Here is a 13,068-nt window from a genome sequence, read left to right on the forward strand (position 1 = left end):
TCCCATATTTAATAGAAAAAGAGGAATTCAATGTTACATTATACAAAAGAAGATTTGATTGAATTGGGTGCAGAAATCACTACACGTGAAATCTACCAACAACCAGATGTATGGAAAGAAGCTTTTGAATCTTATCAAGAAAAGCGTGAAGAAATTGCAGCCTTTCTGCAAGGGATTGCTGATAAACATGACTATATTAAGGTTATCTTGACAGGTGCTGGGACTTCTGCTTATGTGGGAGATACCTTGGTACCTTACTTTAAGGAAGTCTATGACGAACGCAAATGGAATTTCAATGCTATTGCGACAACTGATATTGTTGCCAATCCAGAAACTTATTTGAAAAAAGATGTGGCAACTGTCCTTGTGTCTTTTGCTCGTAGTGGGAACTCGCCTGAAAGTGTGGCGACTGTTGATTTGGCCAAAGCCTTGGTGGATGAGCTTTACCAAGTGACCATTACTTGTGCTGCAGATGGGAAATTGGCTCTTCAAGCTCATGGAGATGACCACAATCTCTTGCTCTTGCAACCAGATGCTTCTAATGATGCTGGCTTTGCTATGACTTCTAGCTTTACGTCTATGATGTTGACAGCTCTCTTGGTCTTTGATCCTACAGAATTTGCTGTTAAAGCTGAACGTTTTGAAGTTGTATCTAGTCTTGCCCATAAAATTCTAGACAATGCAGAAGATGTCAAAGAACTTGTTGATCTAGACTTTAACCGTGTCATCTATCTAGGCGCTGGTCCTTTCTTTGGACTTGCTCATGAAGCTCAGCTCAAGATTTTGGAATTAACAGCTGGTCAAGTGGCGACCATGTATGAAAGCCCAGTCGGCTTCCGTCACGGTCCAAAATCTCTTATTAACGAAGATACAGTTGTTTTGGTCTTTGGTACAACGACAGACTACACTCGTAAGTACGACTTGGACTTGGTTCGTGAAGTTGCTGGTGATCAGATTGCTCGTCGTGTTGTGCTTTTGAGTGATCAAGCCTTTGGTCTTGAAAATGTCAAAGAAGTGGCCCTTGGCTGTGGCGGTGTCTTGAATGATATTTACCGTGTCTTCCCTTACATCGTTTATGCCCAACTCTTTGCCCTATTGACTTCACTTAAAGTAGAAAATAAACCTGATACACCGTCTCCTACAGGTACGGTAAACCGTGTGGTACAAGGTGTGATCATCCACGAATATCAAAAGTAAGGCAGTGTTTATGAATTCTTGACAAGAGGATTTGTATATCATCAGACAAACCATAGATTGTCAATTCGCTTTCTATGGTTTGTTTGCTTAAGAGAAATAGTAAAAGGAGAACAGAATGAAAGCATACACAGAGCGTGTATTTGGAAATGTAGCGGGCAAGAATGTCTTAGCCTATCGTTTCGAGACAGACGGTGGCTACCAACTTGAGGTTATGACTTATGGTGCGACCATCTTGCGCTATGTCACACCTGACAAGGCTGGAAATTTTGCCAATGTTATTTTGGGATTTGATGACTTTGATAGCTATGTAGGCAATAGTCCCAAGCATGGAGCGAGCGTAGGTCCTGTGGCAGGCCGTATTGCAGGTGCGACCTTTGAGCTCAATGGCAAGACCTATGACCTTGAAGTTAATAATGCTAGCAACTGTAACCACAGTGGTTCAACTGGCTGGGATTCTAGCTTGTTTGAACTAGTTGAAGTGAGCGACCATGGCTTGACCCTCTACACAGAGCGTACAGATGGGACAGGAGGATTTCCTGGAAATCTCAAGATTTGGATCAGTTACCACTTAGAAGAAACTGGTGCCTATGAAATCAGCTACAAGGTGACGACCGATCAAGATACGCTGGTCAATCCAACCAACCACAGCTATTTCAACTTGTCTGGTGATTTTACGCAGACGATTGACCGCCATGTCTTCCAACTAAATACAGAGGGCATTTACCCAATCGCTCCCGACGGTGTTCCTGCAAAAACTCCAGATGCCAATCGTGATGTGGTCAAACATATCTATAATGGTGCCTTGTTGAAGGATATCTTTGCAGAAGAAGATGAGCAAATCCAACTGGTATCTGGTTTGGATCATCCATTTGCCCTTCCTGCAGGTCATGACAATGCTGGGTTCCTTTATGATCAAAACTCAGGTCGCTTCCTGCTTTTCAAGACAGAGGCTCCTTGCTTTGTGGTCTACACAGCAAACTTTGTGGATGAGAGTGTCATCATAGGAGGTCAGCCAATGGTACAGCACAATGGGATTGCCCTTGAAGCGCAAGCTTTACCAGATGCCATTCACAGTGACCTCAAAGATCAAGTCATTCTCAAAGCCGGTCAAACCTTCACCAGTAAGACACGTTATGAGCTTGTTGTGAAATAAAAGGATAGGAATTTCTACTTTTGGGATGAATAGTATTTACCTTATAACATTAGTAGAAATGGGCAAAGAATAGGAAAATATGTTATAATTTAATATTGAAAATACCTGTCCTATCTAAAGGATAAAAGGAGAAAAAATGAAGAAAATTGTATTTGCTAGCGCCTTGGCTTTGACTTTAGCTGGAGCAGTTTTGACAAATGATGTTCTAGCTAATGACAGATTGGTGGCAACACAATCTGCTGATGGTAGAAATGAAAATGTCTTGAGTTCAGAAGTGCTTAACCCTGCTAGTGGCAATGTTTTGGTTGGATTAAAGGGAGAATTTTTGACTCCAGACCAACAAGCTATCTTAGATGCCATCAATGCTATCCGTAAAGAAGCAGCTGATGAAGGTTTGGTAGATAAGTATGTCCCTATCAAATGGTCTACTGACCTAGAAAAGGCAGCTTTTACCAGAGCTGCAGAAGCATCTGTAACTATGGACCATACTCGTCTTTCTGATAAAGAAATCTGGAGCGCCTTCCCATCAGGAAACAGTGTACTAGGAGAAAACTTGGGTTGGAACCATGATGGTTTCTTAAAAGCTCTTGAACAATGGCGTGCTGAAAAAGCAGATTACTTGAAGAAAAAATCAGGTGGTTCAGCAAAAGGTGGCTCTGGTCATTATGAAACTTTGATTAGCCCTAAATTTACACACATGGGGATTGCTGCCTTTAAGAACCCAAACAACCCATATAATGCCGTAACGATTGCTCAGGCTTTTGGTGATGCTGCTACTTCAGAAGAATTGGTAGGCAGTTACGGTCCTGCTATTCAGTATGCAGAAGTGACTTCATCTAATTTGTCAACAGTTAAAAATAAAGCAGTTGTTGTTGAAAAATCGCTGAAAGAATTTAGAACTTCTAGCTCAGACCAATCTGGTTGGGTGAAAACAGATGGAAAATGGTATTTCTATGAATCAGGTGATTTGAAGACAGGCTGGGTGAAAACAGGTGGTAAATGGTACTACTTAGATGACCTAGGTGTTATGCAGACTGGATTTGTAAAAGTAGATGGTAGCTGGTATTACTTGAGTAGCTCAGGTGCTATGTTTACAGGCTGGGGTACAGACGGAAATAGATGGTTCTACTTTGATGGCTCAGGAGCTATGAGGACAGGCTGGCTCAAAGAAAATGGAGTTTGGTACTACCTTGATGCGTCTGGTATCATGAAGACAGGTTGGTTTAAAGTTGGCCAATACTGGTACTATGCATATGGCTCAGGAGCTTTGGCAGTCAGCACAACAACACCAGACGGTTATAAAGTAAATGGCAACGGTGAATGGGTAAACTAGAAACTAAAGGAGTTGCTTTAACAACTGTAGATAACCTATATTTGTTACTATAATTTTAAAGATGGAGAGAAGAGATTGCTTCCTCCATTTTTTATTTTTCGTTGACAGCTTTTTTACTGCTAAACAGTTAATTACTTAGTTACTTGATTTTTCCTATCCGTTCAATTGCATATCTATCCCTAGAATCTTTTAAAAAGTTGATGTATAATGGAAAGAGTTGTATATTTTACTATGAATTAATATGCTAATTTAAAAATGTAAAAAGAGGGGAATATGAATTTCAAAACTAGTGGAGAAGAAAGACAGAATTTCTCATTAAGAAAATTGGCAGTTGGCCTTGTATCTGTGGCAGTTGCGTGTTTCTTTTTGATGGGGACTGGCCTACAGACTGTATCTGCCCAAGAATCTCATACCGTTAATTATACTTATGTTTTAGAGTCGGACTTGACTGATGGAGAGAAGGCTCTCTTGGTTACATCCCTACCACAAGTAGCGGAAGAAACAGACGCTACCTACTATCTGGTTTATCGAGCAAATCAAGTATTGCCCAATACGGGTACTAGCTCTCCATTAGGGACTCTTGCCTTGGTAGCTGGCCTTAGTTTATTGGTTGTAGTAGTTTTTAAGGGATCTGATGGTAAGAACAAGATTAGTCGATTCTTGTTAGTAACCAGTCTAGGCAGTCAGTTGCTGTCTCCAACTGTCCTTGCTTTGACTAGCGAGACACTAGCTGCTTATAACACCCAATTATCGGTCCAGGCAGGAGATGCCTTACCAGTTCCGGTTGATATTCCTGGTTATACTTATCTAGGATATGTGGAAAATAAGCCAGCTCTTTCTGTACCGACAACTAGCAAACCAGCAGAATCTACTGGAAATCAAGAGATTAAATTAGAAAACAGTCAATCTAAGGAAATGGTTACTACTCATTCAGCAGATTCGACTATGGGAACTGAATTTGTCAAGCAGTCAAATGACAGCAAGGCTAACTTAGAAAATGTAGATATCTCAGCAGCTACGGCTCCATCTTCTAAAAATGAGGATACTAGTCAGCAACCAGCAGTTCCTCAGAGTCAGGAAAGCAAGGATACGAATGTTGTCAAAGGAGGGGAGGCAGACCAAAAACCAGCACCAGTCACAGAGTCTGCAACAAATTCAAGCCAAACTGATGGGAATCAAGAACAGATAAATCCAGTACCGCCAGCTTCGCAAAGCCCAGTGGTAGAGAATCAGCAAGGAGGAACATCTTCTCCTGTAGAGCCTCAACCACAAGAAAATAATGAAACTGTAGTACAAGCAAAAGGTACACAAGAGTCAGGTCATGAGGGCGAATCTCTGGTTCAATCAGAACTACCAGTTTACACAGGTCCTCAGGAGGGAGCTCCAGTTGAGCCAACAGTGCCAGAGTCTACAGAAGTTGTTAGCAGTAAGGGCACGCAAGAGCCCGGTTATGAGGGTGAAGCTTTAGTTCAACCCGTTCAGCCATCTTACACAGGCCCAATCAGCACTCAAGGCACGCAAGAGCCCGGCCATGAGGGTGAGGCTCTGGTTCAATCAGAACTACCAGTTTACACAGGTTCTCAGGAGGGAACTCCAGTTGAGCCAACAGTGCCAGAGTCTACAGCAGTTGTTAGCAGTAAGGGCACGCAAGAGCCCGGCCATGAGGGTGAAGCCTTAGTTCAACCCGTTCAGCCATCTTACACAGCCCCAATTAGTACCCAAGGTACGCAAGAGCCCGGTCACGAGGGCGAGGCCCTGGTTCAATCCGTTCAACCGTCTTATATAGAACCCATTAGCACCAAAGGTACACAAGAGTCAGGTCACGAAGGTGAAGCTGCTGTAGCAGAGGCTCTTCCTGAACTGCCTTTGACAAGTAATCATCGTACAGTAACAGAAACCATTCCTCATGAAACTGAAGAAATTGAAGATGCGACTATCTTAAAAAATCACCGAGAAATTGCTCAGAAAGGAAAAGACGGTTTACGAACAATCGAGTATGCAGATTATCTCGTAGATGGTAAGGTGGAAGCTAGCAAGGAAATCTCACGTACAGAAGTAGAGCCAACAAAAGAGATTGTCAAGGTTGGTAGTCTTGTTAAAACCAAACCAAGGGTTGAAATTGCTAATCTGGTTAAAGATGAGAGCAAAAAAGCAGTAGCAGTCAACTATCACCTAGATGACCCAACGTCTGCTTTTGTTAAGGCCAAGGCCCAAATTTACCAAAATGGAACATTGGTCAAAGAGGTGAACTTGAAAGATCCATCAGCCCAACAAACGATTGATGGATTGGACTACTATACGTCATACAATCTTAAGACTTACCTGACCTATAATCTAGGACAATCTGATCAGGAAAGTACAGAAGTATCAACGAAAGATTTTCAGTTAGACTATAAAAAAATTGAAATCAAAGATGTGGATGAAGTGGGGCTCTATGGTAAGGAAGATGGTCACTACCGTCGTTATCTGAACTTATCAGAAGTACCAAGTGATTTGTCACCTTATTTTGTCAAAGTCAAATCAGACAAGATGAAGGAAATGCTGCTACCAGTTAGCTCTATTAAGGAAACAGATGATGGGAAATACAAGGTAACCGTTGCCTTCAATGAATTGGTTCAAGAGGAAGGTTCAACATATAAGGATAGCTATAGCTTCACAATTGATAAGCAAAAGCTTGCCAAGGACGGTGTCTATACTTCCTTTAAGAAACTGATTGCTGCCATGCAAGGTAATCTCGCTGGAACCTTTAAACTTGGAGCTGATATGACAGCTGATGAGGTGTCCTTAGCTAAGGGACAAACCAGCTATGTGACAGGAACTTTCACTGGTAACCTTATCGGTGCGAGTGATGGGCAGCCGTTTGCGATTTATGACCTCAAGACAGCCTTGTTTGATAACTTGACCAAGGCTACTGTGAAAGATATTGATCTTAAAGCAGTAGCGATTAAGAGTCAAGATGACACAGCTAGCCTAGCAAAAGTAGCTACTAACAGCCAGATCAGTAATGTAGCTGTAGAAGGTCAATTGACAGGTAGCAAGTCAGTTGCAGGTTTGGTAGCGAAGGCTCAGGATACAGAAATAACCAATAGTTCCTTTACAGGTAGCATTCAGGCCAAGCATGCGGATGCCTCTCCTTACTATGTAGGAGGTATAGCAGGGCTCTTATCTGGTAATAAGGCTAAGATTGATAAGGTAGCTGTTGATGCAAGTATTTCTAGCAATGCCCGCAACAATGACCAATTTGCCGGAGGTATTGTAGGGAAAGTTCAAAGTGGTGCTTTGGTCTCTCATGCGCTAGCAAGTGGAACCATCCTCAACACAACAACCTACCCACGCGTTGGAGGTATAGCAGGTTCGACATGGCAAAATGGCCGTATCCATCATGTCGTTAGCATAGTTAATACTGGAGACGGCTATGCCATCACAGGAGACCAGTACAGGGGAGCGGACATCAAAGATGCCAGCACTGTTGTTGAGAACAAGAAGGCCGATCTCTATGCGACCCCAATTACCCAAGACCAGGCCAAAGAAAAGGTTCAGTCATATGGGATGACAGTGACACTAAACGATACAGGTCAAACACTCAAGGCCAATCAGCACAGTGTGGACTATACTCAGTTAAGCCAAGGTCAAGCTAGTCGAAAAGTTGCTTATCATAATATTGAGAAATTGATGCCTTTCTATAATAAAGAGCTAGTGGTTCACTATGGAAATCAAGTTGATCCTACGGATAAGCTTTATACTACAGAACTGCTGGATGTTGTACCAATGAAGGACAATGACATCATCACAGATATTCAGGCCAATAAAGCAGCAATCAATAAACTTATGTTGCATTTTGCTGACAATACAATCAGTTATCTGGACGTCGCTTACAAAGATGACTTCAAAAATACACAAATTGCAGAGTACAGCGTAGCAGGTAAACCCTTTATCTTTACGCCAGAGGCCTTTCTATCTGACTATACGAAAGTGACCAATCAGGTATTAGCAGATTTGCAAGGGGTCGAATATGACTCGGCAGCCATGAGAAAAGTTCTGGGCATTGAGGCAGATGCGTCACTTGATCCACTATATTTGGACAAAGAATTTGAAAACGTCAAGGCTAATATCGGTGAACATCTCCGTAAAGTACTAGCCATGGACAAGTCTATCAATACGATGGGAGATAGTGTAGCGACCTACATCAGCGAGAAAATCAAGAACAACAAGGAAGCTTTCTTGCTTGGTTTGACCTACCTCAATCGCTGGTACAATATCAACTACGATCACATCAATACCAAGGACCTCAATACCTATAAGTTTGACTTTGATGGCAATAGCACAGCTTCAACCTTGGATACTATCATTGCCCTAGGTCAGAGCGGTATGGAAAATCTCAAGGCATCAAATAATCCAAGTGCCTATGAAATAACCCTGGCTGCTGCAAAAGGTCGTAAGACAGTGACGGATTTACTAGAGTCTTACAGAAAACTCTTCCTACCAACCAAAACCAATAATGAATGGTTGAAGACAAATACCAAGGCCTATATCGTAGAGAGTAAATCAGCGATTCCAGAAGTGCGTACCAAACAAGAGTCAGCTACACCAGATAGTAAGTATACGCTGGGAGTCTATGACCGTATTACGGCACCAAGTTGGAAATTAAAAAACATGCTCCTACCACTATTGACATTGCCAGAAGAAGATGTTTATGTGATTTCAAATCTTTCTACCTTGGCCTTTGGTGGTTACGAACGTTACCGTGACCGTATCAATAATACAGTCTTATCAGGAGAAGAACTGCGTCAGTATGTTCGTGGCAAGGTCGACCAGTCGGCTGAATGGCAGCGAGACCACTACGATATCTGGTACCATCTCCTTTCACCAGAATACAAAGAAAAACTCTTCCGTTCAGTCATGGTTTCAGATGGCTTTGGTATGAAAGATAGCAATAGTAATTATTACTGGGCTACCCTGTCTGATAAGGCCATTGATTCTATCTACAACTTCTTTGGACCAACTGGTAAGTGGTATGGGGAAAGTAAAGGAGCTGGAGCCTATGCCAACGGTTCTGAGGTCCACTATGTCAGCGACCGCTTGTTGGATAAATACGGAACATCAGTCTATACCCATGAAATGGTTCATAATTCTGACGGACATATTTACTTTGAAGGAAAAGGTCGTCGTGAAGGATTGGGAGCAGAGTTGTATGCCCTAGGATTGTTGCAATCTGCTGACAGTCTAGATAAGGATGCTATTGTCTTGAATACTCTCTATAAAGGGGATAAGGATTCACCAACTCGCTTGCATACTTATGATCCGACAAGCCGCTTCACATCAGCCGCAGCCTTGCAAGAGTATGTGCACGGTATGTACGATGTCTTGTACACCTTGGATGCTATGGAAGCAAGTGCCATTTTAACGAAGTCAAATGATGTCAAGAAAAAATGGTTTAGAAAAATAGAGAATTTCTACATTGAGGACAAGTACCATAAACAAACGCATGCAGGAAACTCTGTTCGTCCATTGACAGATGCTGAAGTAAGTAAACTAACTAGTCTGGATGCCTTGATTGACAATGATATCATCAACCGTCGGGCTTACCGTGATAAGAGTGACTATACTCGTAATGGCTATCATCTTATCAGCATGTTCTCACCGATTTATGCTGCTCTCAGCAATCCAAAGGGTGCGCCTGGTGACATCATGTTTAGAAAGACAGCCTACGAATTGTTGGCAGAAAAAGGATACCAAGATGGATTCTTACCATATGTATCCAACCAATACGCAGAAGAAGCTAAACGCAAAGGGGACATTACCTATTCAGATTGGCACCGAAAAGATGTAGGACTCATCACTGATAGTCTCGTCTTGAAAAATGTCTTTGCCAACAAATACACGTCATGGGCTGATTTCAAGAAGGATATGTTTGATCAACGTATTCGCAAGCAAGACCAGTTGAAACCAATCACCATTCAGTATGAACTTGGTGTACCAGACAGCAGCAAGGAGATTACAATCCGTTCAGCTGCCCAAATGCAAGAACTCATCGATCAAGCAGTGGCGAAGGATGTGGCTAACATTGACCGTACGACAAGCCATGCTCCTGCAAGCTGGGTACATCTCTTAAAACAAAAAATCTACAATGCCTACCTACGTAGCACAGATGATTTCAGAAAATCGATTTATAAATCATAAGAAAACTCCCCCAAGCTATCCTGTCTAATCCAGTCCATCTTGCAGATGGTCAGTCTTTGTGATAGAATAGCATAAAGTCCTTTTGAGGGGGAACTTGCTAGGAAATCCCCAAGCATTGTAACGGATGAACCACCCTCGCCTTTTTGTGAGGGTGGTTTTTCCTTTGTAAGCAGAAAATAAGAGAGAAAGAGTCTACATCATGTCGAGAATTGTCACTATTCATCCAGCCAAGGAAATCCATCGCTATGGTTTTGAGAGTACCCAGGTCTATCGTGCCCGTATAGCACGACATCTGGGTTTGGAATATGTTCACCTTGTATCGAGTCCTCAGCTTCGTCCTGATTGGAAGAAAGATTTAATCAAGTTAGGATTTTTAGAAAAGGAACTGCTCTGTGTTCCTCATAGTTTTTCAGATATAGGCCATGCAGACTTATCAGTGAGACCAGAAAGCTTAACTTTAGCAGACGGAGATCAGGTGGAGCTCAATGAGGATGGTTTTGTGGCCTCAGTTACCTTAGCAGATGGCTCGGGGAGATATTACTATACCAAGGGGCCCTTCTTGTTTGAAGATTTCAAGGAGAAGGAACTTCGTTGGTATCATGAAAATGGAGAATTGGCTCTTGAAGGACGCTTTATCGATCCCTTTAAAGAACCCTCTCCTGTCACTATCTTTTACCCAGAATACATTTACCGCATAGGAGGAGAAATCCGTTCTGAAGAGGACTTGCTGGTTAAGTTCTTAGCCAGATGGGCCCAGCAAACCGACCTCTTCATACGTGACCAACAAATCGTTCCCAAACCTAGCCTCTGGCGTTATATGGAAAACACGGATAAAAATTACTATGAAGTCGTCCATGAAAATGTCATGCGAGACTTACGCCTCGCCAATCTACGCAAGGCAAACAGATATCTAGTTGCCAGTGAAGTGTTGACTGATACTTTGGCGAAACAAGGGTATGATACCAAGTTTTTACCACCTATGTTTACAGAAAATCCCGGTCAAATAAAAGAAGTGGGACCTGTGCTAGACTATTGCTTAGTGGGTCATATGGGAGAAGGCAAGAACGTTGAACTTGTCATTGAAGCCTTTATCGAACTCTACAAACGTGGTTCCAAGGCCCAGATTACATTTTATGGTGGCACAGAGGAACGTCTAGCAGAATTACAGAATCAATATGATCTTCCGCCAACCATTCACTTCAAAGGTATTGTTGACGAAGTGCCTTATCATCTGCACCAATGCTATCTGTCTGCAAGTTACACAGAGTTATTTGCCAATGCCTGTGTTGAAGCTTTGAGTCAAGGTTTGTTAGCCTTATTATCGGATGTGGAGATTGCCCATCGTTTCTATGCTGGCCAGTCCAATGCCATCAACTTGTTTAAAACCAAATCAGAGTTGATTCAAAAGATAGAAGAGATGGAGCAAGCAGACTATAGCCAGTCAAATGCAGAAAATATTGCCCTAGCATCTCACTATTCACTAGGGACAGTGACCCAAGGCTACCGCGAACTACTAGATAGGAACTTATAGGATGTTGTAAGTTGCTCCATCTAGCTTTTCTCACTGGTCCAATACAATAGAAAATCAAAGGAAGACTATATGAAAGCAAAATCTAAACCCATAGCCGTCATTTTGATCCGTTCGGGTTCACGCGGCTTAGTAGATAAAAATATCAAGCCGCTTGCAGGCAAACCCTTGGTTTTCTATACCATCGAAGTCGCTCTAGCCTCCAAGTTATTTAGTGATATCTGGGTCTCATCAGACTCACTCGCCTATTTAGAACTCTGTCGTCAAGCCTATCCAGAGATTCGTTGTGTCCACAGATCGAAAGAATTGGCCCTATCAACAACCTCTAGCTTAGAAACCTTACGCGACTTTTTACAGCCCTTTGAGGAAGAGCAGGTCTTTGTCAATCTACAGGTGACCTCACCCTTGAGAGAAGTAGAGCATCTCATCGAGTCCTATCAACTCTACTGTCAGTCTGGCGCCGACCATCTGATTTCCTGTGTCAAGGCGGACAAGAGTCGTAGTCTTTACTTGCAGTTGGCGGAGTCGTCATTTATCCGTCCGCCTCAGGTTTCCAAGCACTATGCTCGGCAGAAAGAGCCTGTCTATTACTATCCCAACGGTAGTATCTGGATTTCTCGTAAGGATTTTTACCTACGAGATGAGACCTTTTACACAGATAAGACAGTAGCCTATGAAATGCCCAAACTTTATTCTTATGATATCGACGATGCCTTGGACTTTGAAGTCGTTGAGACCTTGCTGCACCATCATCACCTAGGAGAATCAAAGAGATGAAACACCTCATCATTGCCACAACACCCTTGCAGTCCAAGATTGCACAGCATATCAAGGAACTCTATCCTGATCAGGACTTTGTTAGCCTTTATGTCAGTCCTGTCAAAAATGCCCGTCAGGAGCATTATGCTAAGGATTTTGACCATGTTCACTATCCTCAGACGGCAGAGGACTTGGCTCAGATTTGTCAGGAGCTGGCCGGAGACTATGACACTATCTTTTATGCTAGCTTTGACAATGGCTTGATTCTGGATTTGGTTGCTAGCTCTACTTACCAACACCTCATGAGTTTTGATGATGGCTATGCGGATATTTATCCCTTGGGTATGTATGCCCTCCCTCTTCACCCCAGTCAGGTGGGTTCTTTAGGCTTGACCAGAGATGACTTAATTGAGCGGACGGAAAAGCACTATACCCTCTATCGCAGTGACTACCATGTCGTGGCTAGAGAGAAGCTAGTTTATCTGGAGCATTTTTTTGACCTGTCTCAAGCACCCGTCTCAAATGGCAAGACGGTCAAGGTCCTGTTGGGGCAAAAGTTCTCTGAAGAGGACGACCAGATCTCCATCCGCTTTATCAGCACCTATGCCAAGGCCTTGGGCATTGACCTCTATCTACCCCATCCCAAGGAAACCTTTACTATCCCTGATGTGACCTACTTGGAGACGGAACTGATCTTTGAAGATGTCCTAGACCAACTCTTTCAAGAATATGAGTTCGTTCAGGTCTATCATTTTACTTCATCGGTCAGCCTCCACTTGAAAGACCTACCCCATGTGACCATTACAGGTATTTCTCTCCCCTACTATGAGAACCGTCAAAAAGAATTGCGACGCTTGGGTTGTCAGTTTGAAAGGGTTTCACTTGGCTGGTAGCATAAATGTATATTTTTAAATATGC

7 protein-coding genes are annotated in these 13,068 nt (G+C 42.7%); all 7 read left to right on the forward strand.

Annotation, left to right across the window (positions count from 1 at the left end):
- Positions 1-30: 30 nt before the first annotated feature.
- The 7 genes from SK637_RS00420 (at position 31) to SK637_RS00450 (ending at position 13,043) form a co-directional block, all read left to right on the forward strand.
- The gene (locus SK637_RS00420; RefSeq protein WP_033687921.1) at positions 31-1,197 is read left to right on the forward strand and encodes an SIS domain-containing protein; all 1,167 of its coding nucleotides are present in this window, start codon (positions 31-33) and stop codon (positions 1,195-1,197) included.
- A gap of 115 nt (positions 1,198-1,312) precedes the next feature.
- Positions 1,313-2,350 (forward strand): aldose epimerase family protein, encoded by a 1,038-nt coding sequence (locus SK637_RS00425; protein WP_033687922.1) that lies wholly within the window; start codon positions 1,313-1,315, stop codon positions 2,348-2,350.
- 136 nt (positions 2,351-2,486) lie between these two features.
- Complete coding sequence (locus tag SK637_RS00430; protein ID WP_033687923.1) at positions 2,487-3,683, forward strand: CAP domain-containing protein; 1,197 nt, start codon at positions 2,487-2,489, stop codon at positions 3,681-3,683.
- Between the two features lie 273 nt (positions 3,684-3,956).
- Positions 3,957-9,863, forward strand: coding sequence for a ZmpA/ZmpB/ZmpC family metallo-endopeptidase (locus SK637_RS00435; protein ID WP_033687924.1), 5,907 nt, complete (start codon positions 3,957-3,959; stop codon positions 9,861-9,863).
- Between the two features lie 199 nt (positions 9,864-10,062).
- Positions 10,063-11,394, forward strand: coding sequence for a glycosyltransferase (locus SK637_RS00440; RefSeq protein WP_033687925.1), 1,332 nt, complete (start codon positions 10,063-10,065; stop codon positions 11,392-11,394).
- Positions 11,395-11,463: 69 nt separating this feature from the next.
- Positions 11,464-12,168: an acylneuraminate cytidylyltransferase family protein gene (locus tag SK637_RS00445; protein WP_033687926.1), complete on the forward strand. Its 705-nt coding sequence runs from the start codon at positions 11,464-11,466 to the stop codon at positions 12,166-12,168.
- Positions 12,165-13,043 (forward strand): glycosyltransferase family 52, encoded by an 879-nt coding sequence (locus SK637_RS00450; protein ID WP_033687927.1) that lies wholly within the window; start codon positions 12,165-12,167, stop codon positions 13,041-13,043. The genes SK637_RS00445 and SK637_RS00450 overlap by 4 nt, the downstream gene beginning before the upstream one ends.
- Positions 13,044-13,068: the final 25 nt, after the last annotated feature.

It is taken from the genome of Streptococcus mitis (genome assembly GCF_000722765.2).
GTDB lineage: Bacteria > Bacillota > Bacilli > Lactobacillales > Streptococcaceae > Streptococcus > Streptococcus mitis_AQ.

Excerpts from the sequence above, each read along its gene's own strand:
- SK637_RS00420 (WP_033687921.1), top strand. The coding sequence starts at position 31 with ATGTTACATTATACAAAAGAAGATTTGATTGAATTGGGTGCAGAAATC.
- SK637_RS00425 (WP_033687922.1), top strand. The coding sequence starts at position 1,313 with ATGAAAGCATACACAGAGCGTGTATTTGGAAATGTAGCGGGCAAGAAT.
- SK637_RS00430 (WP_033687923.1), top strand. The coding sequence starts at position 2,487 with ATGAAGAAAATTGTATTTGCTAGCGCCTTGGCTTTGACTTTAGCTGGA.
- SK637_RS00435 (WP_033687924.1), top strand. The coding sequence starts at position 3,957 with ATGAATTTCAAAACTAGTGGAGAAGAAAGACAGAATTTCTCATTAAGA.
- SK637_RS00440 (WP_033687925.1), top strand. The coding sequence starts at position 10,063 with ATGTCGAGAATTGTCACTATTCATCCAGCCAAGGAAATCCATCGCTAT.
- SK637_RS00445 (WP_033687926.1), top strand. The coding sequence starts at position 11,464 with ATGAAAGCAAAATCTAAACCCATAGCCGTCATTTTGATCCGTTCGGGT.
- SK637_RS00450 (WP_033687927.1), top strand. The coding sequence starts at position 12,165 with ATGAAACACCTCATCATTGCCACAACACCCTTGCAGTCCAAGATTGCA.